Origin of the sequence: Pseudomonas sp. CCI3.1 (assembly GCF_034313985.1) — a bacterium.
Classification (GTDB): domain Bacteria; phylum Pseudomonadota; class Gammaproteobacteria; order Pseudomonadales; family Pseudomonadaceae; genus Aquipseudomonas; species Aquipseudomonas psychrophila.
In genome coordinates, this window is record NZ_JAVIWO010000001.1 from 5339771 (window position 1) to 5364431 (window position 24661).

Genomic DNA, 24661 nt, shown 5'->3' on the forward strand with positions numbered 1-24661 from the left:
TAGCAACCCGTTTCCTGGAATCTCCGCGACCCCTATCGCAGCCTGCGGCAGCGACTACAGATTCAACAAGGACATCAACATGACCAGCACCGCCCAGCACACCCAGGTTGTACAAAAACAGTTCGGCGAACAGGCTTCGGCCTATTTGAGCAGCGCCGTGCACGCGCAAGGCACAGAATTCGGCCTGCTAAAGGCCGAGCTGGCCGGCAAGTCAGAGGCGCGGGTGCTGGATCTGGGCTGTGGCGCGGGCCATGTGAGTTTCCATGTGGCGGCACTGGTCAAGGAAGTGGTGGCCTATGACCTGTCGCAGCAAATGCTCAATGTCGTAAGCGCCGCTGCGATCGATCGCGAGCTGGGCAATATCAGTACCGTGTGCGGTGCGGCCGAGCGCCTGCCCTTTGCTGACGGTGAATTTGATTACGTGCTCAGCCGTTATTCGGCGCATCACTGGAGCGACCTGGGTGTGGCCCTGCGTGAAGTGCGTCGGGTACTCAAGCCGGGTGGTGTGGCGGCATTTATCGATGTGATTTCTCCCGGCAGTCCGCTGTTCGACACCTATCTGCAAAGTGTTGAGGTGCTGCGCGACACCAGCCATGTGCGCGATTACTCCACTGCCGAGTGGCTGCGCCAGGTCAGTGAAGCCGGTTTGCATACGCGCAGCACACAGCGCCAGCGTTTGCGTTTAGAGTTCAGCTCCTGGATTGAGCGCATGCGTACGCCGCAGGTCATGAGCGCGGCCATTCGCCAGTTGCAACAGTCGATGGGCGCTGAAGTTCGCGATTATTTTGAAGTTGAAGCCGATGGCTCGTTCTGCACCGATGTGCTGGTGCTTTGGGCTGAGAAGTAACCCTAAATATTTCAGGATGCGCCTGCGGGGGCATCAACAGACAAGAAAGAGGAACCCATGAGCAAGCAGATTCTGATTCTCCCAGGCGACGGTATTGGTCCGGAAATCATGGCCGAAGCGGTCAAGGTGCTGGCGTTGGCCAACGACAAGTTCAACCTGAACTTTGAGCTGACCCACGACGTGATCGGCGGCGCTGCCATCGACAAGCATGGCGTACCGCTGGCTGACGAAACCCTGGAGCGCGCTCGTGTGGCCGACGCTGTGTTGCTGGGCGCCGTGGGTGGCCCTAAATGGGACAAGATCGATCGCGATATTCGCCCTGAGCGTGGTCTGCTGAAAATCCGTGCGCAATTGGGTCTGTTCGGCAACTTGCGTCCGGCGATCCTGTATCCGCAACTGGCGGATGCATCGAGCCTCAAGCCTGAAATCGTTGCGGGTCTGGACATCCTTATCGTTCGCGAGCTGACTGGCGGCATCTATTTCGGTTCACCGCGCGGCACCCGCGAACTGGAAAACGGTGAGCGTCAGGCTTATGACACGCTGCCGTACAGCGAAAGCGAGATCCGTCGCATCGCCCGTGTCGGTTTCGACATGGCCCGTGTTCGCGGTAAAAAACTGTGTTCGGTAGACAAGGCCAACGTACTGGCTTCCAGCCAACTGTGGCGTGAAGTGGTCGAGCAAGTCGCCAAGGACTACCCGGACGTTGAACTGAGCCACATGTACGTCGACAACGCCGCCATGCAACTGGTGCGAGCGCCCAAGCAATTTGACGTGATCGTGACCGAGAACATGTTCGGCGACATCCTGTCCGATCAGGCCTCGATGCTCACGGGATCGATTGGCATGCTGCCGTCGGCATCCCTGGACACCAACAATAAAGGCATGTACGAGCCGTGCCACGGTTCGGCGCCGGACATCGCAGGGCAGGGCATTGCCAACCCTCTGGCAACCATTCTGTCGGTCTCGATGATGCTGCGGTACAGCTTCAATCAGAGCGCTGCGGCCGATACCATTGAGCAGGCGGTGAGCCTGGTTCTGGACCAGGGCTTGCGCACCGGCGACATCTGGTCGGCGGGTTGCACCAAGGTTGGAACACAGGAAATGGGCGATGCAGTAGTCGCCGCGCTACAGAATCTGTAATCTCTCTGGCCCGTTACTTCCTGTTGGTGGAAGTAACGACCCCACTTTTTGTTAAAGGTGTCGTTGTGATGAAGCGTGTAGGTCTGGTCGGTTGGCGCGGTATGGTTGGTTCCGTACTCATGCAGCGGATGCTGGAAGAGCAGGATTTCGATCTTATTGAGCCAGTGTTTTTTACTACTTCCAATGTCGGTGGACAAGGTCCGTCCGTGGGCAAGGATATTGCCCCGCTCAAGGATGCTTACAACATTGAAGAGTTAAAAACCCTCGATGTGATCCTGACCTGCCAGGGCGGCGACTACACCACCGAGGTGTTCCCCAAGCTGCGTGAGGCGGGTTGGCAAGGTTACTGGATCGATGCGGCATCGAGCCTGCGGATGCAGGATGACGCGGTCATTATTCTGGACCCGGTCAACCGCAAGGTGATCGACCAGCAACTGGACGCGGGCACCAAGAACTACATCGGCGGCAACTGCACCGTCAGCCTGATGCTGATGGGCCTGGGCGGCCTGTTTGAAGCAGGTCTGGTCGAGTGGATGAGCGCCATGACCTACCAGGCGGCCTCGGGCGCCGGCGCGCAGAACATGCGTGAGCTGATCAAGCAAATGGGCGCGACCCATGCCGCGGTGGCAGATCAACTGGCTGATCCGGCCAGTGCAATCCTGGACATTGACCGTCGTGTGGCAGAAGCCATGCGCAGCGATGCGTACCCGACCGAAAACTTCGGCGTGCCCTTGGCTGGTAGCTTGATTCCGTGGATCGACAAAGAGCTGCCAAACGGTCAGAGCCGTGAAGAATGGAAGGCGCAGGCAGAAACGAACAAGATTCTGGGTCGCTTCAAAAACCCGGTTCCTGTTGACGGTATCTGTGTGCGTATCGGCGCGATGCGTTGCCACAGTCAGGCATTGACCATCAAGCTGAACAAGGATGTGCCCATTGCTGATATCGAAGGCTTGATCAGCCAGCACAACCCTTGGGTCAAGCTGGTGCCGAATCAGCGTGAAGCCAGCATTCAAGAACTGAGCCCGACCAAGGTCACAGGTACCCTGAATGTGCCGGTTGGCCGTCTGCGCAAGCTGAACATGGGTTCGCAATTCCTCGGTGCGTTCACCGTTGGCGATCAGTTGCTGTGGGGCGCGGCTGAGCCGTTGCGTCGCATGTTGCGGATCTTGCTGGAGCGTTAATTCGTCCTGGCAAACCCAAGGCCCGCCTCTCGCAAGAGTGGCGGGTTTTTTATTGGATTCTCGTGTGGCGGTTAGCCGTAGCAGCTGCCAAGGAACGATGGCTGCGTCCGGCGACGCAGTCGTCGTAAGGCCTGAGCCTTCGGTCTACCTGTTAAAACGTGTACACAGGTTTTACGATCGCTTCGCAATCGGACGCAGCCATCGTTCCTCGGCAGCTGCTACGAATTGTCATCAGCCATCAAATTGGCCGGTTGCGTTGCCTGTCGCAGTTGCGCCCGGTAAAGTGCCGCTCCCCACGTTTCGCCTGAGGTAGACACATGAGCCAGTCCTTTGATATCGCCGTTGTTGGCGCCACCGGCACTGTCGGCGAAACCATCGTACAGATCCTGGAAGAGCGCGATTTCCCGATAGCGGATTTGCACTTGCTGGCCAGCAGCGAGTCGGTCGGGCATTCGGTGCCTTTTCGAGGCAAAAACGTAAGAGTGCGTGAAGTCGACGAGTTCGATTTTAGCAAGGTTCAGCTGGTTTTCTTTGCCGCAGGGCCTGCCGTCACCCTTGGTTTTGCTGCCAAAGCCAGCGCAGCCGGCTGCATTGTGATCGATTTGTCCGGTGCACTGCCTTCGGCTCAAGCGCCGCATGTGGTGCCTGAAGCGAATGCGCCAGTTTTGGCTTCGTTGAAAAAGCCTGTTCAGGTCAGCAGTCCGAGCCCTTCGGCGACCGCCCTGGCTGTGGTCCTGGCGCCGTTACGCGGTTTGCTGGACATTGAACATGTGAGTGTGACCGCGTGCCTAGCGGTCTCTGCCCAAGGGCGTGAAGCGGTTTCTGAGCTGGCGCGCCAAACCACTGCGTTGTTGAACCTGCATCCGCTGGAGACCCGTTTTTTTGATCGCCAGATGGCATTCAACCTGCTGGCACAAGTTGGAAAGCCAGATGCTCAGGGCCATGTGCCGCTGGAAAAACGCCTGGTGACGGAGTTGCGCGAAGTGCTGGGCATGCCTGCGCTGAAAATTTCTGTCACCTGCATTCAAGCGCCGGTGTTTTTTGGCGATAGCTTTAGTGTGTCCATGCAACTGGCCGGTCCGGTTGACTTGGCCGGGGTCAATGCCGCGCTTGAAGCCGGTGATTGTATCGAGTTGGTTGAAGACGGCGACTATCCTACAGCTGTGGGGGATGCGGTAGGTCAGGACGTGGTCTATGTAGGTCGTGTCCGTCACGGTGTGGACGACATTTCCCAGCTCAACCTGTGGCTGACCTCAGACAACGTACGCAAGGGTGCTGCGTTGAACGCCGTACAGTTGGCTGAGTTGTTGATAAAAGACCTGCTGTAAAAGATACTTGGCGCCAATTTGTAACTGGTTGCCCAAGGTTCCAGTGCCGGTCGCCGCAGTAAAGCTGCTGTAAGGGCTTGCAGGTTTAATGGGGTGATGTGTCCGGTGGCAAAAGCCCCGGACCATGCCTTCAGGCAGCAGCTATGCAGGTCTCGTGGGACGAGAGCTGTACCAATAAGGAAGAGGCTATGGTTCAGGTTCGCAAATTAGTGTTAGCAATCGCCGCCGCTTCGGCGCTGTCATCCGGTATGGCACACGCGCTTGGGCTCGGGGAACTGACGCTTAAGTCGACCCAAAACCAGCCACTGCTTGCAGAAATCGAGTTGCTGGACGTTAAGGATCTGACCGCGGCACAAGTGGTGCCCAGCCTTGCCCCTGAGCAGGAGTTCAGCAAGGCAGGCGTGCCACGCCCGGCATACCTGGATGATCTGCGTTTCACGCCAGTGATCAACGCTGATGGCAAGAGCGTGTTGCGCGTGACTTCCAGCCAGCCGCTGTCCGAACCTTTTGTTAAGTTCCTGGTGCAGGTGATGTGGCCCAACGGCCGCTTGATGCGCGACTACAGCGTGTTGCTCGATCCTGCAAAGTTCTCGCCCCAGACGGCTGCTGCGGCGTCGGCTTCTGCGCCGGAATCTGCACAGCCAACGCAATACACCACGACGGCCCGTGACACCTTGTGGGAAATCGCCGCCAAGGCACGCAATGGCGGCTCGGTGCAGCAGACCATGCTGGCGATTCAGGCCCTGAACCCTGATGCCTTCATCAACGGCAATATCAACCGTCTTAAAACCGGTCAGGTGCTGCGCTTGCCGGACTCGGGCCAAAGCGTGCAGTTGCCTCATGCCAAGGCCGTTAACGAGGTCGCCTCGCAAAATTCCGATTGGCGTAATGGCCGTCGCACCGTGCCGCTGGCTCAACAGCTGGATGCCACCGGGCGCAAGCCTGAGCAGGCGTCGCCCGCCAAGGCCGTGACCCGGGATGGCTTGAGTCTGGTATCGGGCCAGCCGAGCAAGGCGGCGGGCAAGGGCGCTGCTGGGGACGCCAGTAATGTGAGTGACAAGCTGGCGATGACCCAGGAGGGGCTGGATACCAGTCGCCGCGAAAACGCCGAGCTGCAAAGCCGGATGAAAGATTTGCAAAGCCAACTGGACAAACTCCAGCGCCTGATCGTGTTGAAGAACGACCAGTTGGCCAAGCTGGAAGCCGAAAAAGCGCTACCTGCCGACCCGGCGGCGGCGATACCGGCACAACTGGTCGCCCAGGCGGCGGACGCCCCTGAAGCTGATATTGCGCCTGCCCTTGAGGGTGTGCCCGCTACAGCCGTCGCGCCAACCCCTGTTGAAAACACTGCGCCGCCAAGTGTTGAGCGAAAAATCCAGGACTTGCTGGCAAGCCCGATGCTGCTTGGGCTGATGGGTGGCGGGGCGGTCTTGCTGCTGCTCCTGCTTCTGTTGATGGCGCGTCGACGCAAAGCCCTGCAAGCCGCCGAAAAACATGCACGCATGGCTCGGGATCTCGAAGTGGAGTCCGATTTTTCAGTTGATCTGGATATGCCGCAGAGCAGTTTTGAAGGGTTGGAGACGCCATCGCGTAGCGTCAAGCTCGAACCGGCACCGGCACCGGCACCGGCACCGGCACCGGCACCAGTGGCAGAAACTGCAATCGTAGCGCCCGTGGTTGCACCCGTGTCGTTGGCCAAGCCTGCGGCAGATGTGCTGGAACAGGCTGAGCAGTTGATTGAGCAACGCCAGTTGAGTGAAGCCGCCATATTGCTCAAGGCATCAATTGATCAAGCTCCGCAGCGCAGTGATTTGCGTCTAAAACTGATGCAGGTTTACGGCGAGCAGGGGGAGCGCGAAGCTTTTATCGCCCAAGAGCGTCAACTGGTTGCCAATGGCAAGAACCACGCTGAGGTCGAGCAGCTTAAAAAGCGCTATCCGGGCATGCTGGTGGCGGCGGCGGGCATTGCCACAGCGGCCGTAGCCACACAGCTTCAAGCACAGTTCGTGCAGGAGATGATGCGTGATGATCGCGAGGTGCAGTCCGAGCCTGAGACGGCTCCTCCCGTCGATACGTTTGATCACGACTTCGATTTGAGTCTCGATGAGCTTGAAGCCGCTTCGCCTGCTGTGGTGTCTCCAGAGCCGCCGAGTGTCGACAAACCTGCGGCAGACAGCTTTGAGGCCGTCCTTGAGCAGCAGGCTGAAGCTCAGGCTGCTCGTGAAGACGTGTCGGACTTGGATCTGGTGCTGCCGGATGACTTCGATTTGTCACTGGCGGACGAAAGTGCTCCGGCGAGTACCGAACCGGACAGCTTTTCCCTGGAGCTGGACAAGGTCAATGCCGAGCTGCATCGACTGTCGCAAAGCCTTGAGCAGTCATCCCTGGCTGAGCCATTTGCCGATGATGAGCCCGAGTTTGACTTCCTGTCGGGTGCCGACGAAACCGCTACCAAGCTCGATCTGGCCCAGGCCTATATCGACATGGGCGATGACGAGGGCGCGCGGGATATCCTGACTGAAGTCATGGAAGAGGGTAATGCTCAGCAGCAGGCTGAAGCCCAGGAAATGCTGGCGCGGTTGACCTGATCCGGTCTTTGCCGGCTAGAGATTCAACCGAGGGAGTGAGCCTGCTTGCGAAGATCAATCGCGAGCAGGCTCACTCCCTCGGTGGCTTTACCACCAGCAGCGGTATCTACAGGTCGGTTGAAATGTTTCATGGCGTCTTGCCGGGTGCGCCTTATAATGGCCGCCTTTGCGTTTATGATCAGGCTGTAAGTTCTTGGCAAATATAGATAACCCAGCCGCTGAAATGGCTGCCGAAGGTTTTTTTCGAATCGCGCTTGGCGTGGAATACAAAGGTTCGCGCTACAGCGGCTGGCAGCGTCAGGCCAATGGTGTGCTCACCGTTCAGGAAACTCTGGAAAATGCCCTGTCAAAAGTCGCGGCCTCTCCTGTTTCATTGATGTGTGCCGGGCGTACGGACGCCGGTGTGCATGCCTGCGGGCAAGTCGTGCACTTTGACACCCAGGCCGAGCGTTCTTTGAAGGCCTGGGTCATGGGCGCCAACATCAACCTGCCCCATGACATCAGCGTGACTTGGGCCAAGGTCATGCCTGAGGATTTTCATGCGCGCTTCAAGGCTATCGCCAGGCGCTACCGCTATGTGATCTATAACGATCAGATCCGCCCGGCGCACTTGAATCAGGAAGTCACCTGGAACCATCGTCCGCTGGATGTAGAGCGCATGGCCGAGGCTGCCCAGTACTTGTTGGGCGTGCATGACTTCAGTGCCTTTCGAGCCGGTCAATGCCAGGCCAAATCCCCTATCAAGGAAATGCACCATTTGCGCGTGACCCGTCACGGTCGAATGATCGTGCTAGATATTCGCGCCAGTGCATTTCTGCATCACATGGTGCGCAACATCGCCGGTGTGCTGATGACCATCGGTACCGGTGAGCGGCCAGTGGAGTGGATCAAGGAAGTGCTGGAGAGTCGTGCTCGCCGCTCGGGCGGTGTGACGGCGCATCCCTATGGCCTGTATCTGGTGCAAGTTGAATATCGCGACGAGTTTCAATTGCCGGAGCGTTACATAGGTCCACATTTCTTGACTGGTTTTACCGAACTGGACGGCTGACGCCCGGATAAGCATTTGTTACCATCCGGGACTTTCGCGTTCGGGGTGTTATCGAGATGTCCGTTGTTCGCAGCAAGATCTGCGGTATTACCCGCATAGAAGATGCACTGGCTGCGGTCGAGGCCGGCGCTGACGCCTTGGGTTTTGTGTTTTACGCAAAAAGTCCGCGGGCCGTTACCGCGTTGCAAGCACGAGCCATTATTGCGGCTCTGCCACCGTTTGTGACGACGGTCGGTTTGTTCGTCAATGCCAGCGCCTGTGAACTCAACGAAACGCTGGATGCAGTGCCGCTGGATTTGCTGCAGTTTCATGGCGATGAGACCCCGGAGCAGTGCCAGGGTTACCACCGTCCTTACATCAAGGCCTTACGCGTAAAGGCCGGTGATGACATCGCCGGTGCTTGCAAGGCGTATGCGGGTGCCAGCGGTATTTTGCTCGATGCCTATGTTGAAGGCGTGCCCGGTGGAACCGGTCAGGCATTCGACTGGTCTTTGATACCACGGGATCTGAGCGCGCCGATAATTTTGGCGGGTGGCCTGACAGTCGAGAACGTGGCAGGTGCCATTGTCCAAGTGCGTCCTTATGCCGTTGATGTGAGTGGCGGGGTTGAAAAGAGCAAGGGCATCAAGGATCACGACAAGATTCGTGCCTTTATGCAGGCAGTACGAGTAACAAACTGATGCCCGATGTGACGGCTGGCAATCTGCCGCCGTCCATCATTACCGCTCTGCAAAGCAGGCGGGCCCGGTGATTTGACGGGCAGAAATTAAAGTGGCGGCCGCTCTGGAGCGTGTTGTCGGGAGGCTGAGGGTTGCAGGGTTTCGCTGGTTTGCCGTGGGCTGACCGCAGCATTTGCAACCATCGCCACACACCTAATGAATTTAGCTCAAGGGCATACACGGGGCCTGAACTCAACGGTTCTGGTCGCCGGTACTGGAGAAAGAAAGCATGAGCAACTGGTTGGTAGACAAGCTGATTCCTTCGATCATGCGTTCCGAGGTCAAAAAGAGTTCGGTACCTGAAGGCCTGTGGCACAAATGCCCGTCTTGCGACGCTGTGCTTTATCGTCCAGAGCTGGAAAAGACCCTGGACGTTTGCCCGAAATGTAATCACCACATGCGCATTGGCGCGCGTGCCCGCATCGATATTTTCCTGGATGCCGACGGCCGTGCCGAGCTGGGTGCAGATCTGGAGCCGGTTGACCGTCTCAAGTTCCGCGACAGCAAAAAGTACAAGGACCGCCTGGTCGGCGCACAAAAGCAAACCGGCGAAAAAGACGCACTGATCTCCATGAGCGGTACCTTGCTGGGCATGCCGGTGGTGGTGTCTGCCTTTGAGTTCTCGTTTATGGGCGGCTCGATGGGCGCCATCGTCGGTGAGCGTTTCGTCCGTGCAGCCAACTACGCACTGGAAAACCGCTGCCCGATGATCTGCTTTGCGGCCTCCGGCGGTGCGCGGATGCAGGAAGCGCTTATCTCCCTGATGCAAATGGCCAAGACCTCTGCGGTACTGGCGCGTCTGCGTGAAGAAGGCATTCCGTTCATCTCGGTACTGACCGACCCGGTCTATGGCGGTGTTTCGGCCAGCCTGGCAATGCTTGGCGATGTCATCGTGGCTGAGCCGAAAGCGCTGATCGGTTTTGCCGGCCCACGCGTGATCGAGCAGACCGTTCGTGAAAAACTGCCGGAAGGTTTCCAGCGCAGCGAGTTCCTGCTGGAGCACGGCGCAATCGACCTGATCATTGCGCGTCAGGAACTGCGTCCACGCCTGGGTAACCTGCTGGCACAGATGATGGGCTTGCCTACACCTGTGTTCGTTGCGGCACCTGTTGAAACCATCGTTGTTCCGCCGGCACCTGCAAACATATGACCCAGCGCACCCTTGGCGAGTGGCTCGCCTATCTTGAACAGCTGCATCCGGCCGCCATTGATATGGGGCTGGATCGCGCGCGCGAGGTAACGAACCGCATGGGGCTGCAAAAGCCCGCGCCTCGGGTGGTGACGGTTACGGGCACCAATGGCAAGGGCTCGACCTGTGCGTTTGTGGCCGCGTTGCTGCAGGCGCAAGGGCTCAAGGTGGGGGTTTACAGTTCACCTCACTTGCTGCGCTACAACGAGCGCGTACACATTGACGGGGTTGAAGTCAGCGACGAACTGCTTTGCGAGGCCTTCGCGGCGTTGGATGCAGGGCGGGGCGAGACTTCCCTGACTTATTTTGAAATGGGCACGTTAGCTGCGTTCTGGCTGTTTGAGCGTGCTCAGCTGGATGCCGTTGTGCTGGAAGTAGGGCTGGGCGGACGACTGGATGCGGTCAATCTGGTGGATGCCGACCTGGCGCTGGTCACCAGCATCGGTGTCGATCATGTTGAATACCTGGGCAATACCCGCGAATCCGTGGCGTTCGAGAAAGCCGGGATTTTCCGTGCGGGCAAGCCCGCCTTGTGTGGCGATCTCAATCCTCCTCATACCTTGCTCGACAAGGCCAAAGAGCTGGGCTGCCCACTGTTCTTGCGCGGTCGTGACTTCGATCTGGCCAGTTCAGAGCAGGTCTGGCATTGGCGTGGCCTGGATGCAAAAGGGCAAGTCCTGGAGCTGCGTGACATTGCGCTGCTGGATTTGCCCATGGAAAACGCAGCCCTGGCCGTGCAGGCCTATGCGTTGAGCGGTCTGCCCTGGGAGCCGGCCCGTATCATCGGCGCGCTAAAAGGCACTCGTGTCACGGGTCGACTGGATCGCCGCTCATTCAACTGGAAAGGCAAAACCCTGAATGTGCTGCTGGATGTGGGGCACAACCCCCATGCGGCCGAATACCTTCAGCGTCGTTTGTCACAACGGCCTGTGGCTGGCAAGCGCCTGGTGGTGTTCGGTCTGCTGGCAGACAAGGATCTTGATGGCGTAGTGTCGCAGCTCGCTTCGTCGGTCGAGCACTGGGCGGTTGCGCCGTTGAACACCCCGCGTACGCGCACGGCGACCGAAGTTCAGGCCGCGCTACAAGGGCTCGGCGCTTCGGTTTCGGCTTATGGCAGTGTGGATGCGGCGCTTGAAGCACAGTGCGAGCGGGCGACACCTGAAGACGAAATCCTGTTGTTCGGATCATTTTATTGTGTCGCGCAAGCGCTCGAGTGGTTGGAGCGGCGTGCCATGGAGGAGGCTGCAAATGGCTATGCTGGATAAGGTAATCAAGCAGCGCATGGTAGGCGCCCTGGTATTGGTGGCGCTGGCTGTGATTTTTCTGCCGATGCTGTTTTCTCGTCAGGACGAGCAGCGTCAAATCCAGGTGGATGCCCCCACGGCGCCACAGACTCCGGTCATGCAGCCGGTTCAGGTTGAGCCAGTTGTCGTGCCGGAACCTCAGGTCATTGCTGAGGAGCCCGCCCCGGAACAGCTGCCGATTGTCGAGCAGCAGGCGCCGGCTCCCGTCGCGCCTGTGGTTGCCAAGCCTGCAGTAGCTGCCCCAAAACCACCGGCGGTCACTCCGGCACAAACGGTTGCCCAGGCACCGGCCAAACTGGATACCACGCAAAAACGTGTTGACCCCAACGGTTTGCCGATCAGTTGGTCAGTCCAACTGGTGAGTCTGTCGAATCGGGCAAGCGCTGATAACCTTCAAAAAACTCTTCGCAATCAAGGGTATAACGCTTACGTGCGATCTTCTGGCGGAATGAATCGAGTTTTTGTCGGTCCATTGCTTGAGCGTGCAGAGGCCGATCGCCTGCGTGATTTGCTCGGCAAACAGCAAAATCTCAAGGGTTTTGTGGTGCGCTTCCAGCCGGAACGTGGTTGAGCGCGTAAAAAGGTTCAATCAGATTGCTTAAGCACAGATAAATCGCCTTACCTGAGAGGCGGCGCTCTGCTAAAATGCGCCGCCTTATCTGTCTGTAGGCTGAACTGTGCCATTTACCTGGGTTGACTGGGCGATCGTTGCAATTATCGCCATCTCCGCTTTGATCAGCTTGAAGCGCGGCTTCGTAAAAGAAGCATTGTCGCTGTGCACCTGGATCATTGCCGGGGTCGTTGCCTGGATGTTCGGCGGTTCACTGTCTCAATATCTCACCGGATACATAGAAACTCCTTCCGCCCGCGTTATCGTTGGGTGCACCATCATGTTTGTCGCCACCTTGCTGGTAGGCGCAATGATCAATTTTCTTATCGGCGAACTGATTCGTGTCACCGGCTTGTCCGGGACCGATCGTTTTCTCGGCATGGCCTTCGGCGCTGCGCGTGGCGCGTTGCTCGTGGTCACTGCGGTCGGGCTGCTTAGCCTGGGGCCGGTACAGCAAGACTCATGGTGGCAAGAGTCGAGGCTCGTGCCACAATTTCTATTGGTTGCCGACTGGTCCAAAAACCTCATTCTGGGGTGGAGCAGTCAGTGGCTGGCCAGCGGAATCAGCGTACCCGCTGACATTCCGTTCAAGGAGCACCTCTTGCCGGCTACCCAGCCCAAGTGAGTGGTGTTCAGTTCAGATCCATTAAGTAGGGGTTGCGTCGCATGTGTGGCATCGTCGGTATCGTCGGTAAGTCGAACGTCAATCAGGCGCTGTATGACGCGCTAACCGTCCTCCAGCACCGCGGCCAGGATGCTGCCGGTATTGTTACCAGCCATAATGGCCGGTTATTTCTGCGCAAGGACAACGGGCTGGTTCGTGACGTGTTTCATCAGCGCCACATGCAGCGCCTGGTCGGCCACGTGGGCATTGGTCACGTGCGCTATCCAACCGCTGGCAGCTCGACTTCAGCTGAAGCTCAGCCGTTTTATGTCAACTCGCCCTATGGCATCACCCTGGCGCATAACGGCAACCTGACCAACGTTGAACAGCTGGCCAAGGAGATTTACGAATCTGACTTGCGTCACGTCAACACCAACTCCGATTCGGAAGTGTTGCTCAACGTCTTCGCCCACGAGCTGGCTCAGCGCGGCAAGTTGCAGCCGACTGAAGAAGACGTGTTCGCTGCAGTGACCGACGTGCACAATCGTTGCCGCGGCGGTTATGCCGTGGTTGCCATGATCACCGGTTACGGCATCGTCGGTTTCCGCGATCCGAATGGCATTCGCCCGATCGTCTTCGGCCAGCGTCATACCGATGAAGGCGTCGAGTACATGATCGCCTCCGAAAGCGTCTCCCTGGATGTGCTGGGCTTTACCCTGATTCGCGACCTTGCGCCGGGTGAAGCCGTTTACATCACTGAAGACGGCAAGCTGCACACTCGTCAGTGCGCGGTTAACCCGCAATTGACCCCGTGCATCTTCGAACACGTGTACCTGGCGCGTCCGGACTCGATCATCGACGGTGTTTCGGTCTATAAAGCGCGTCTGCGCATGGGTGAGAAACTCGCAGAGAAGATCCTGCGCGAGCGCCCGGAACACGATATCGACGTGGTTATTCCGATTCCGGACACCAGCCGTTGCGCTGCTCTGGAGCTGGCCAACCATTTAGGCGTCAAGTTCCGCGAAGGCTTCGTTAAAAACCGTTACATCGGCCGCACCTTCATCATGCCGGGTCAGGCTGCGCGTAAAAAATCCGTGCGCCAGAAACTCAATGCCATCGAACTGGAGTTCCGTGGCAAAAACGTGATGCTGGTGGACGACTCGATCGTGCGCGGTACTACCTGCAAGCAGATCATTCAGATGGCCCGCGAAGCGGGTGCCAAGAACGTCTACTTCTGCTCGGCGGCCCCGGCCGTTCGCTACCCGAACGTCTATGGCATCGACATGCCAAGCGCTCATGAGCTGATCGCACACAATCGCAGTACCCAGGAAGTGGCCGAATTGATCGGTGCCGACTGGTTGATCTACCAGGACTTGCCTGACCTGATCGAAGCCGTCGGTGGTGGCAAGATCAAGATCGACGCGTTCGACTGTGCTGTGTTTGACGGCAAGTACGTGACCGGCGATATCGATGACAACTATCTGGAACGTATCGAGCGTGCGCGCAATGATGCATCCAAGGTGGTTGCCCAAGGTGTTGGCGCGACGATAGGCTTGTACAACAACTAAGTGTTCACCAAACCGGCCCTGATGGGCCGGTTTGCGTTCATCCAATACAAAGCAAGGAGTGGGCAGCATGAGTCAGGATTGGGATGCGGGTCGGCTGGACAGCGACCTTGAGGGCGTAGCGTTCGACACCTTGGCTGTGCGTGCTGGCCAGCACCGTACGCCTGAAGGCGAGCATGGTGATGCAATGTTCCTGACCTCCAGCTACGTGTTCCGCACGGCGGCTGACGCGGCAGCGCGGTTCTCGGGGGAAGTGGCAGGCAACGTTTACTCTCGTTACACCAACCCCACTGTCCGTGCCTTCGAAGAGCGCATTGTTGCCCTTGAAGGTGCCGAGCAGGCCGTGGCGACTGCCACCGGCATGGCGGCCATTTTGTCGGTGGTCATGAGCCTGTGCAGCGCCGGCGACCATATTCTGGTATCGCGCAGCGTGTTCGGTTCGACCATCAGCCTGTTTGAAAAGTACTTCAAGCGATTTGGTGTGCAGGTCGATTACGTGCCGCTGGCCGAACTGGCTGGCTGGGACGCAGCTATCAAGCCCAACACCAAGTTGCTGTTTGTCGAGTCGCCGTCCAACCCGCTGGCCGAACTGGTAGACATTGCTGCCCTGGCGGAGATTGCACACGCCAAAGGCGCGCTGCTGGTGGTCGACAACTGCTTCTGTACGCCAGCCTTGCAGCAACCGCTTAAGCTGGGTGCCGACATCGTTGTGCATTCGGCCACCAAGTTTATCGACGGCCAGGGTCGTTGCATGGGCGGTGTGGTTGCCGGTCGTGGCGAGCAGATGAAAGAAATCGTCGGCTTCTTGCGCACTGCCGGGCCGACCCTGAGCCCGTTCAATGCATGGATCTTCCTCAAGGGTCTCGAAACCCTGAACCTGCGCATGCGTGCTCACTGCGCCAGCGCCCAGGCGCTGGCTGAGTGGCTGGAGCAGCAGGACGGGGTTGAAAAGGTCCACTACGCCGGTCTCAAGAGCCATCCGCAATACGAACTGGCTCAGCGTCAGCAGCGCGGTTTTGGAGCTGTGGTCAGCTTTGAGGTCAAAGGTGGCAAAGAGGGCGCGTGGCGCTTTATCGACGCAACCCGCCTGATCTCGATCACCGCTAACCTGGGCGACAGCAAAACCACGATTACCCATCCGGCGACGACCTCCCATGGCCGTCTGGCGCCCCAAGAGCGTGAAGCGGCGGGTATTCGCGATAGCTTGATCCGCATTGCGGTCGGTCTTGAAGATGTCGCCGACTTGCAAACCGATCTTGCTCGAGGTCTGGCTGCGCTGTGAGTGACGGGATGCACGAAGCACCGGTTGGCGGTAATGGCCGCGTAGCGCTGGTGACTGGCGCTGCGCGGGGCATTGGCTTGGGTATTGCTGCCTGGCTGGTCAGTGAAGGTTGGCAAGTGGTGTTGACCGACATTGATCGCGCCCGGGGTTCCAGGGTAGCCAAGGCGCTGGGCGAAAGCGCCTGGTTCGTGACCATGGATGTGTCGGTCGAGGCCGATGTCATCCAGTGTGTCGCGCAAGTCCTTGGCCAGTTTGGTCGACTGGACGGACTGGTGTGCAATGCCGCGATTGCGGACCCGCACAACATGGGCCTGGAAAGCCTCAGCCTGGAGCGCTGGAATCGCGTTCTGGCGGTCAACCTGACCGGGCCCATGCTATTGGCCAAGCATTGCGCGCCGTATCTTCGTGCGCACAATGGTTCGATCGTCAATCTGGCTTCCACCCGCGCCCGCCAGTCGGAGCCCGATACCGAGGCTTACGTGGCGAGCAAGGGCGGTTTGCTGGCGTTGACTCATGCGCTGGCCATCAGCCTTGGACCGCAGGTTCGGGTCAATGCGGTAAGTCCGGGCTGGATTGATGCCCGAGACCCCTCTGTGAGGCGTGCAGAGCCGCTGACAGCCGCCGATCACGCTCAGCACCCGGCTGGCCGGGCAGGGACCGTGGAAGACGTGGCGGCGATGGTTGCCTGGTTACTGTCACGTAATGCCGGGTTTGTGACGGGTCAGGAGTTTGTGGTTGACGGGGGCATGAGCAAGAAGATGATCTACAGCGAGTAAGCCTCGCTGCAGGGTGGCCACTATTTTTGCTTATTTTGAAAAAAACTCAATCTTGTCCTTGACTTAGCTTCGATAGATGCGTAAATTTCGCGGCCTCAACGAAGCAAAGGGTGATTAGCTCAGCTGGGAGAGCATCTGCCTTACAAGCAGAGGGTCGGCGGTTCGATCCCGTCATCACCCACCACTTCTTGAGATTCTCGCAAGAGAAAGGTCGTTCTGAAAAGAACAACCACCGACGCGCAGCGGTAGTTCAGTCGGTTAGAATACCGGCCTGTCACGCCGGGGGTCGCGGGTTCGAGTCCCGTCCGCTGCGCCATTTTTGTACAAATCAGGTTCGCCTGGTTTGCGATTGAAAAGCACCGAAGCTCTTCAGTCACAGGTTTAAAAGTTTCAAACGGACGCAAGTCCGAGCGATACGCAGCGGTAGTTCAGTCGGTTAGAATACCGGCCTGTCACGCCGGGGGTCGCGGGTTCGAGTCCCGTCCGCTGCGCCATATTTGCTTCAGAGCCCTTGAACTCTCTGTAGCTGCAAAGAAAGCGACCTTAGGGTCGCTTTTTTTGTGCCTGGAATTTTGCAAACTCCCAACGACTGTGGGAGCGAGCCTGCTCGCGAAGATACTGGGCGATAGCGTGTACTCGCCGGATAACCGCGAAGCTCTTGGCACCTTCGTGAGCCGGTTCGCTCCTGCAGTGAGGTCGCCCGGGTCTTCAGACCCCGATCAGGCGCGACAAACTGCCCTTGATTATCACGACTTGATGCACAATACGCCCCGTACCGTTCTCTTCAGGATCATTAATGCTTATGTCATTCCCCGTGCGTGCCGTAGTAGTCGCCCTTGTGCTGGCTGGACTCGCAGGTTGCTCATCGAAGAAGACAGCGATCTACGAACATGAAAGTTTCGATGATTCCGGTACGTTCTCGCGTAATTACCCGGTAACCGACAAAACCTCCTGTGAGGCCGCACGCCGCGCCTTGCTCAGCCAGGGTTACATCATCACCAGCAGCGATCCGAAAATCATCAGCGGGCACAAGAGCTTCCAGCAAACGGGCGAAAGCCACCTGGAGATCAGCTTTAACATTGTGTGCGCCGACGATGGCGGTTCCGAGCATCACGCCACCATGTTTGCCAATGCCCTGCAGGATCGCTATGCGCTGAAGAAGGTAAACAACTCAGCGAGTCTGGGGGTAGGTGTGCTGGGTTCGGTGTCGATGCCAATTGGCTCCACCGATGACTCAATGGTCAAGGTCGCCAGCGAGACGGTGTCTTCGCCTCAGTTCTACGACCGTTTCTTCACGCTGGTTGAAGCGTTTTTGCCCAAGCCCAAAGAAGTGGAAAAGGCAGTACCTGCCCCGCAAACACCCAAGCCTGACCTGGGAGTGCCAGAGGCAGCGCCTGCAAAGGTTGAAGCCGTTGCACCTGCCACTGAGCAGCCAGTACCTGCTGTCGAGGCTGTGAGTGAGCCTGTCGTGCCACCGGTAGAGGTCGAGCCTATTTCCCCGGTTGAAGTCCCGGCGGTCCCGGCGGCGGTAGAGCCTGAGATCAAGCCGGCCACTGAACAGCCTGAGCCGGCCAAGCCGGTAACGCCACAGAGCGAACCTGCGATCACGCCTCTACCTGCTGCAGTAGAGCCGTTGCCGGCTCAATAACCGTGCGGTAATTCTCAAAAGCTCTGCTACGTTTATAAATGTGTTGTGACAGTGTCCGCGAAGGTGTCATTTTTCCTTCATGCGGGCACTTTATGCTCAGGCATGACTTAAACAAACAGACTGAAAAGGGATGCTGCAATGGACGACTATCAGGAAGAGCTGCTTGAGTATCAGGCTTTTGAGCTGGACCCGCTTGAACCTGCTGACGATGCCACCGAGCTTTGAGCTCCAGGCACGTTTACGCAGATTGGCGTTGACGGCGCCGGTATTCTCCCGGCGTCTGCGCGTTCCAGCGCTTGAAAGCCCTCTGAAACGCCTCGGCTGAGGCAAACCCCAACAAATAGGCAATCTCGCCAAAGGCCAATTCCGTATCGCGGATATAGGTCATGGCGAGGTCGCGGCGCGTGTCGTTGAGAATGGCGCGAAACTGCGTACCTTCTTCCGTGAGCTTGCGCCTCAACGTCCAGGTCGGCAGCTTCAGACGCGCCGCCACTTCTTCCAGGTCGGGTTCACGACCGCCATTGAGCAAAGGCCCAAGCATTTGTGTGATGCGTTCGCGCAGGCTGCGGGTGCGGGTCAGTTGTTCCAGTTCGCGCTCGCACAACTGCAACAGGTAAGCCCAGGTACTGGGGCAGTGCTGCGGGTTGCGCAGGTCGAGCGTGGCATGGTTCAGGCGCAGCTGATTGGTCTCGGCGCGAAACTGGATCGTCGAGCTGTCCAGCGCGCTGTAACGCTGCGCGTAGTCAGGTTCACTGAACTCAATGTCGATCTGTTCACAGGTCAATGGGCAGGCCGCGACCGATGACAGGTGTTGCAACCAGCCGGCAATGATCGAGTCCACCACAAAGCGGTTGTAGGCGTTGTATGGGCTGATGGAGTAAAACCGCAGCCAGGCACCCTGAGCGTCTTCATGAAAGCTCGATTGCCCGCGATAGTTGGAGCCGTACAGGGCCTCAAAGCGAATCAGGGTGCGTGCCGCTTCCCGTACTGTGGGAGCCTGGGCTGCGGTGACGCCGGCCAGCCCGACCTGGCTCAAGCGGCTTAGCTGACCCATGCGCAAGCCCAGTGCCGGGTCGCCGGTCAGGGCAATTGCCGCGTGTCCCAGGCGCATGTAGCGCGGTATAGACAGGCGCGCCAATGGCTGGGCCAGGCGGGCCGGGTCAAGGCCGAACTGTTCGAGCAACGGCGCAGGGTCTTTGCCGCAGCTGTGAACGGCGTCGGCCAGGGCCTGCACAAACCCGACCGAAAGATCGCCCAAACGCATCGGCAGCGGTTTCATCGCGCTACAACCAGAGGTTCAGCAGCCGCGCCCCGGTTCCGGGCTGATCCGGGCTGGTCTGACCGTTGCGGCTGATAAAGCCCAGGCCGGTGCTGTGTTTGTCCCAGAACTTGCCGCGCAAGAACACGGTGACACCGGCTTGGGCCGTGCTGATGGGCAGGCTGCTGATCAGGGTCAGGCGATGCCAGGCGTCGCCTTCGGTCAATTCGCCGGGCTTGAGGCTGATTTCGCTGGGCGTCGACACGCTTTTATAACCGCCCCAGGGTTTATCCCACGTGGTTTTGCCCACGATGAACGCGGGTACAGCGATCAGTTGCGCGCCTTTTTCGTTCAGCGTTCGGTAATTCTCGGGATACCAGCTGTCGCTGCCGATCAAAATACCCAGGCGTCCGGCCGGGGTATCAACCACATTCAACTCATGGTCGGGGCTGGGCTGAATATAGCTTTGCTCTTCATAGGTGGGCAGCAACTGGCGTTGGGGAGTGCCCAGTGCTGCGCCGTCGCTGCCGAAGACCACGCTGCTGTTGTACAGCGGGCCAGTGCCGGGCAGCAGCTTGCCATTCTCGATACGAGGGGCAGGAAGGGCGATGCTCCCGGCCACCAGGGTGACACCGAACTCTTTGGCCAGGCCGCCAAACAAGGTCTGGTAATCGGCCGCCATGCTGCTGGCTTTCATGCGCAGGTGAGCATCGTTGATCCGGCTTTCACCGTCAGCACGAAGCCAGGCATTGGCAAAGGCCAACGGGTTGCTTAGCGCCAGCCAGCGCATGGCTTCATTCAGGTTGGCCGCCTGATACAGCTCGTTTTTTTCACCGCGAAACACCAGCCACGAACCGATATGTTCTGGCAGCACCACGACGGTCTTGTCATTGAGCAAGCCTGCATCGCGAGCGGTATTGAGATAAGAGGCAAGCTTGAGGTGGACCAGTGCCAGGCTTTGATAGTCGCGTGGTGTGAGGTCTGGCTCGATGCCAAGCAGGTTGCCCCGGCCTTGGTCGACACCCTCGTTGAGGGTCAGCTCCACACGTAAATCTGACAAATAATGACCGACGTCGCGTTGCGCGGCCCAGTAGGCATAGCCGCCGGCAGCGGCGACCAGGGCGATCAATAAGGTGCAGCCAATAAGTTTGCGCATAGAAATAGAACAGACAGCTTTCAGCGGAATTCGACGCCTAGGGTAGGCGGCGCTTGCAGGCTTGCCAAGGGGGCCTGCTCATTTGGGTTAATAATTTGTAACTTTGGGTCATTGAGTGGGGTCGTTTGAGTCTTTACTGTGCCTCTGATTAGACGACGGGAGCCGCAGAGCATCCCGCGTTCCGTGATTTAGCCCGCTGTGGAGCTTACTGATGACTGCCACTCACTACCCGCATTTACTGGCCCCGCTGGATCTGGGTTTTACCACCTTGCGCAACCGCAGCCTGATGGGTTCGATGCACACCGGCCTCGAAGAAAAGCCCGGTGGCTTCGAGCGCATGGCGGCCTATTTTGCCGAGCGGGCCAAAGGCGGTGTGGGTTTGATCGTGACCGGCGGCATTGCGCCCAACGACGAGGGCGGTGTGTACAGTGGCGCGGCCAAGCTGAGCACGGTTGATGAGGCCGAAAAGCACGTTGTTGTAACCCGTGCGGTACACGATGCCGGCGGCAAGATCTGTCTGCAGATCCTCCACGCCGGGCGCTATGCCTACAGCCCGCGTCAGGTGGCGCCGAGTGCGATTCAGGCGCCGATCAACCCGTTCACGCCCAAGGAACTGGATGAAGAGGGCATCGAAAAGCAGATCAGCGATTTCGTGACCTGCGCCAAACTGGCCCAGAGTGCCGGGTATGACGGTGTCGAGATCATGGGCTCCGAAGGCTACCTGATTAACCAGTTCCTCGCGGCGCACACCAACCAGCGCACTGACCGCTGGGGCGGCAGCTACGAAAACCGCATGCGCCTGCCGGTGGAAATCGTGCGCCGCGTGCGTGAAGCCGTAGGCCCGAACTTCATCATCATTTACCGTCTGTCGATGCTCGACCTGGTAGCAGGCGGTAGCGTCTGGGAAGAAATCGTCCTGCTGGCCAAGGCCGTCGAATCTGCTGGTGCAACCTTGATCAACACCGGAATCGGCTGGCACGAAGCACGAATTCCGACCATTGCGACCAAAGTGCCCCGTGCCGCATTCAGCAAGGTTACGGCCAAGCTGCGTGGCTCGGTCAGCGTGCCCCTGATTACCACCAACCGCATCAATACCCCGGAAATCGCCGAGCAGATCCTTGCCGAAGGTGACGCTGACATGGTGTCCATGGCCCGTCCGTTCCTGGCCGATCCGGAGTTCGTGAACAAGGCGGCTGCGGGGCGCAGTGACGAGATCAACACCTGCATCGGCTGCAACCAGGCCTGCCTGGATCACACCTTTGGCGGCAAACTCACCAGTTGCCTGGTCAACCCCCGAGCCTGCCACGAAACTGAACTCAACTACCTGCCCACTATTGCGGTTAAAAAAATCGCTGTGGTGGGTGCCGGCCCCGCCGGACTATCGGCAGCCACAGTGGCGGCAGAGCGCGGGCATGAGGTCACGCTGTATGATTCGGCGAGCGAGATTGGCGGCCAGTTCAATGTGGCCAAGCGTGTGCCGGGCAAGGAAGAGTTCTTCGAAACCCTGCGCTACTTCAAGCGCAAGCTGCAAACCACCGGTGTCGAGGTGTGCCTGAACACCCGTGTGGAAGTACAGCAGTTGATCGAAGGCCGGTTTGACGAAATCATCCTGGCCACCGGGATTGCGCCGCGCACTCCTGCAATTGCGGGTATCGACAACCCCAAGGTGCTGAGCTATCTGGATGTCATCCTGGGTCGCAAACCAGTGGGCAGCAAAGTTGCAGTGATTGGTGCAGGCGGGATCGGCTTCGATGTGTCCGAGTTTCTGGTGCATCAGGGCGTCTCCACCAGCCAGGACCGGGAAGCGTTCTGGAAAGAGTGGGGCATCGATACTGCACTGCAAGCCCGCGGCGGCGTTGCCGGGATCAAACCCGAAGTGCATGCCCCGGCGCGTCAAGTATTCCTGCTGCAACGCAAAGCCAGCAAGGTGGGTGACGGCCTGGGCAAGACCACCGGCTGGATTCACCGTGCGGGCCTTAAAAACAAGCAGGTGCAGATGCTCAACAGCGTTGAATACCTGAGCATCGACGATGCAGGGCTGCACATTCGAATTGGCGAGGGTGAGCCGCAGGTATTGCCGGTGGACAACATTGTGATCTGCGCCGGGCAAGACCCGCTGCGAGAGTTGCAGGACGGTCTGGTCGCTGCCGGGCAGAGCGTGCATTTGATTGGTGGTGCCGACGTGGCAGCCGAACTGGATGCCAAGCGTGCGATTAATCAGGGGTCAAGATTGGCGGCGCAGCTCTAGGCTCCCGCCTGGGCCCTTTGTGGGAGCGGGCTTGCTCGCGATTGGATCGACGCGGTTCAACTTCAATACCGCGGCGCCTTGATCGCGAGCAAGCCCGCTCCCACAGGGTGGTGTCTAGTGCACGATCTGCGCTAAAAACGCCTTGGCCCGCGGGCTTTTCGGCGCGTTGAAGAACTCTTCAGGTGGCGAGTCCTCGATCACCATTCCGCCATCCAGAAACAACACCCGCTCGGCCACCTGACGGGCAAAGCCCATTTCGTGGGTCACGCACAGCATCGTCATGCCGCTGCCTGCCAGATTGACCATCACGTCCAGCACTTCACTGACCATTTCCGGGTCCAGCGCCGACGTGGGCTCATCGAACAGCATGATTTTTGGCTCCATGCACAGCGCACGGGCGATTGCGACGCGTTGCTGCTGGCCACCCGACAACTGGCTCGGGTATTTGTCCGCCTGACTGGCAATCCCGACCTTGGTCAAAAAATGCTGCGCCAGTTCGATCGCCTTCTTGCGCGACAAACCGCGCACCGACATCGGCGCCAGGATGCAGTTATCGATCACGCTCATGTGCGGGAACAGGTTGAAGTGTTGAAACACCATGCCGATTTCGCTGCGCACCTTGCTCGCTTCACGGGTGGGCAGGGACAGGTCGGTATCGTTGATCAGGATGCGACCCTGTTCGGCGATTTCCAGGCGGTTGATGCAGCGGATCAAGGTCGATTTGCCGGAGCCGGACGGGCCGCACAGCACGATGCGTTCTCCTTCGCGGACTTTCAGGTCGATGCCCTTGAGTACGTGAAAGGCGCTGTAGTACTTGTTCAGTCCGGCGATATCCACCACTACCTTGCGGGTGTCAGTGACTGGCGACACAGGGTGAACGTAAGCAGGTTGTGCGTGCATGGTGTGTCTCCAGTGATCAGTGAAAACGCTCGGCGCTGTAGGGCGCAGGGTCGGTGAAAGGTGTTTCGCCGGTCATCATCTCGGCCAGCAGGCGACCGCTGACCGGACCCAGGGTCAGGCCGTGGTGGGCGTGGCCAAAGTTGAACCACAGGCCCTTGTGGCGACTGCCCGGGCCGATGACCGGGCACATGTCCGGCAGGCAAGGGCGGCGGCCGAGCCAGGGCTCGGCATCGACCCGCTTGCCCAGCGGATACAGGCGCTGGGCCCGCTCTTCGCAGCGGCGCAACTGGATTTCGTTGATCGGGTCATCGCTGTCAGCGAACTCGATACCTGTGGTCAGGCGGATACCCCCAACCATCGGCGCCAGCACATAGCCGCCCACCGAATCGAGAATCGGGTGCTGCATGGTCTGACCGTCCTTGGCCGCGTAATGCATGTGGTAGCCGCGCTTGATTGCCAGGGGGATGCGATAGCCCAGGGGTTCGAAAATTTCTCGTGCTTGTGGCCCGAGTGCTACCACCACTTCATTGCCGACAATCAGGCCTTTTTGGCTTTCGACCTGCCACTGTCCGGCCGTTGCCCGCAGGCTGGTGGCATTACCGGTCACGAACGTGCCGCCGCGCTTGATGAACAGTTCGGCGTAACCACGGGTCAAGCCGCCGGGATCGCTCACGGTCTTGGGGTCCAGCCAGTGAATGCCGCCGATGACATCGGTGTGCAGGCCCGGCTCCAGAGCGTGCACTTGCTGCTCGCCGAGCACGCGGTAGTTGAGCTTGTATTCGCTCAAGGCCGCGGCGTCGCGCTGGGCTTTGTCGAAATCGGCCGGGGTGCGATACACCTCGATCCAGCCGCTGTCGTCGATCAGTTCAGTCACGCCCGCAGGCTCGGCCAGCAGGTCGTGCTCACTCACGCATTTTTCAATCAGCGGCAGCATGGCCCGGGTGGCCTTGGCCAGTTCCTTGGGGCCGGACTGCTGCCAGTATTTCAACAGCCACGGCCCGGCCTTTGGCAGGTGCTTGAGGCTGTAGCGCACATCGGATTGCTGATTGAGGCCATAGCGCAGCAAACGCGAAATTTCACGGGGGAACGAGTAAGGGATCACGCTGGCGCGCTCGATCAGCCCGGCATTGCCGTGGCTGGTGCCGCTGCCGGGCGTTGCGCGGTCGAGCAGCACAACGCTGCGCCCGCGGGCCTGGAGTTGCAACGCGGTACTGACGCCGACGATGCCGGCTCCCAGAACGATAGTGTCGCAGTGCATAAACAAATCCTT

The 24661-nt window shown here is 58.9% G+C and carries 20 protein-coding genes and 3 tRNA genes; 19 read left to right on the top strand and 4 right to left on the bottom strand.

Translation table 11 applies throughout. The features are described 5' to 3' along the window. Positions 1-79 precede the first annotated feature (79 nt). From RGV06_RS24580 to RGV06_RS24665, 18 genes are all read left to right on the top strand, one after another. Complete coding sequence (locus RGV06_RS24580) at positions 80-847, top strand: class I SAM-dependent methyltransferase (RefSeq protein ID WP_019829023.1); 768 nt, start codon at positions 80-82, stop codon at positions 845-847. A gap of 57 nt (positions 848-904) precedes the next feature. Beyond that, positions 905-1987 carry a 3-isopropylmalate dehydrogenase gene (leuB, locus tag RGV06_RS24585; protein ID WP_322151660.1) on the top strand — a complete coding sequence of 361 codons (1083 nt, stop codon included), beginning with the start codon at positions 905-907 and terminating at the stop codon, positions 1985-1987. A gap of 68 nt (positions 1988-2055) precedes the next feature. Continuing rightward, complete coding sequence (gene asd / locus RGV06_RS24590) at positions 2056-3168, top strand: aspartate-semialdehyde dehydrogenase (RefSeq protein WP_019829025.1); 1113 nt, start codon at positions 2056-2058, stop codon at positions 3166-3168. Between the two features lie 317 nt (positions 3169-3485). Continuing rightward, a complete protein-coding gene (locus tag RGV06_RS24595) occupies positions 3486-4496 on the top strand; it encodes an aspartate-semialdehyde dehydrogenase (RefSeq protein WP_019829026.1) in 1011 nt (336 codons plus the stop codon). A 188-nt stretch (positions 4497-4684) separates the two neighbouring features. After that, positions 4685-7084 carry a FimV/HubP family polar landmark protein gene (locus RGV06_RS24600; protein WP_322151663.1) on the top strand — a complete coding sequence of 800 codons (2400 nt, stop codon included), beginning with the start codon at positions 4685-4687 and terminating at the stop codon, positions 7082-7084. Positions 7085-7307: 223 nt separating this feature from the next. Then, positions 7308-8132, top strand: coding sequence for a tRNA pseudouridine(38-40) synthase TruA (gene truA / locus RGV06_RS24605; protein ID WP_019829028.1), 825 nt, complete (start codon positions 7308-7310; stop codon positions 8130-8132). 56 nt (positions 8133-8188) lie between these two features. Continuing rightward, positions 8189-8812 carry a phosphoribosylanthranilate isomerase gene (locus tag RGV06_RS24610; protein ID WP_019829030.1) on the top strand — a complete coding sequence of 208 codons (624 nt, stop codon included), beginning with the start codon at positions 8189-8191 and terminating at the stop codon, positions 8810-8812. Positions 8813-9080: 268 nt separating this feature from the next. Continuing rightward, positions 9081-10001, top strand: a complete 921-nt coding sequence (accD, locus tag RGV06_RS24615; RefSeq protein WP_046809805.1) for an acetyl-CoA carboxylase, carboxyltransferase subunit beta — start codon at positions 9081-9083, stop codon at positions 9999-10001. Then, a complete protein-coding gene (gene folC, locus RGV06_RS24620; protein ID WP_322151665.1) occupies positions 9998-11305 on the top strand; it encodes a bifunctional tetrahydrofolate synthase/dihydrofolate synthase in 1308 nt (435 codons plus the stop codon). Before accD ends, folC begins: the two co-directional genes overlap by 4 nt. Next, positions 11289-11915 carry an SPOR domain-containing protein gene (locus RGV06_RS24625; RefSeq protein WP_046809803.1) on the top strand — a complete coding sequence of 209 codons (627 nt, stop codon included), beginning with the start codon at positions 11289-11291 and terminating at the stop codon, positions 11913-11915. The genes folC and RGV06_RS24625 overlap by 17 nt, the downstream gene beginning before the upstream one ends. Before the next feature lie 106 nt (positions 11916-12021). Next, the gene (locus tag RGV06_RS24630) at positions 12022-12579 is read left to right on the top strand and encodes a CvpA family protein (RefSeq protein WP_019829038.1); all 558 of its coding nucleotides are present in this window, start codon (positions 12022-12024) and stop codon (positions 12577-12579) included. A gap of 41 nt (positions 12580-12620) precedes the next feature. After that, positions 12621-14126, top strand: coding sequence for an amidophosphoribosyltransferase (gene purF / locus RGV06_RS24635; RefSeq protein ID WP_019829040.1), 1506 nt, complete (start codon positions 12621-12623; stop codon positions 14124-14126). 67 nt (positions 14127-14193) lie between these two features. After that, positions 14194-15405, top strand: coding sequence for an O-succinylhomoserine sulfhydrylase (locus RGV06_RS24640; protein WP_322151668.1), 1212 nt, complete (start codon positions 14194-14196; stop codon positions 15403-15405). Positions 15406-15413: 8 nt separating this feature from the next. Next, on the top strand, positions 15414-16181 hold the full coding sequence (locus tag RGV06_RS24645) for an SDR family oxidoreductase (protein ID WP_019829044.1): 768 nt from the start codon (positions 15414-15416) through the stop codon (positions 16179-16181). A gap of 108 nt (positions 16182-16289) precedes the next feature. Further along, positions 16290-16365 (top strand) — tRNA-Val (locus RGV06_RS24650). A 55-nt stretch (positions 16366-16420) separates the two neighbouring features. After that, positions 16421-16497: transfer RNA gene (locus RGV06_RS24655), tRNA-Asp, on the top strand. 101 nt (positions 16498-16598) lie between these two features. Continuing rightward, a tRNA-Asp gene (locus tag RGV06_RS24660) sits at positions 16599-16675 on the top strand. A gap of 302 nt (positions 16676-16977) precedes the next feature. Further along, on the top strand, positions 16978-17829 hold the full coding sequence (locus RGV06_RS24665) for a DUF2242 domain-containing protein (RefSeq protein WP_046810352.1): 852 nt from the start codon (positions 16978-16980) through the stop codon (positions 17827-17829). 238 nt (positions 17830-18067) lie between these two features. Here the strand turns inward: RGV06_RS24665 and RGV06_RS24670 are convergent, their stop codons facing one another. Next, positions 18068-19108: an AraC family transcriptional regulator gene (locus RGV06_RS24670; protein ID WP_019829047.1), complete on the bottom strand. Its 1041-nt coding sequence runs from the start codon at positions 19106-19108 to the stop codon at positions 18068-18070. Positions 19109-19112: 4 nt separating this feature from the next. Then, a complete protein-coding gene (locus RGV06_RS24675; protein ID WP_322151672.1) occupies positions 19113-20243 on the bottom strand; it encodes a carbon-nitrogen hydrolase family protein in 1131 nt (376 codons plus the stop codon). Between the two features lie 211 nt (positions 20244-20454). Between RGV06_RS24675 and RGV06_RS24680 the strand changes: the two genes are divergently transcribed. After that, on the top strand, positions 20455-22491 hold the full coding sequence (locus RGV06_RS24680) for an NADPH-dependent 2,4-dienoyl-CoA reductase (protein ID WP_322151674.1): 2037 nt from the start codon (positions 20455-20457) through the stop codon (positions 22489-22491). 114 nt (positions 22492-22605) lie between these two features. Here the strand turns inward: RGV06_RS24680 and RGV06_RS24685 are convergent, their stop codons facing one another. Together RGV06_RS24685 and RGV06_RS24690 are read right to left on the bottom strand one after the other, a co-directional pair. Further along, positions 22606-23391, bottom strand: a complete 786-nt coding sequence (locus RGV06_RS24685; RefSeq protein WP_257622807.1) for an amino acid ABC transporter ATP-binding protein — start codon at positions 23389-23391, stop codon at positions 22606-22608. Between the two features lie 16 nt (positions 23392-23407). Beyond that, the gene (locus RGV06_RS24690) at positions 23408-24649 is read right to left on the bottom strand and encodes an NAD(P)/FAD-dependent oxidoreductase (protein ID WP_046810350.1); all 1242 of its coding nucleotides are present in this window, start codon (positions 24647-24649) and stop codon (positions 23408-23410) included. Between the last annotated feature and the right edge of the window lie 12 nt (positions 24650-24661).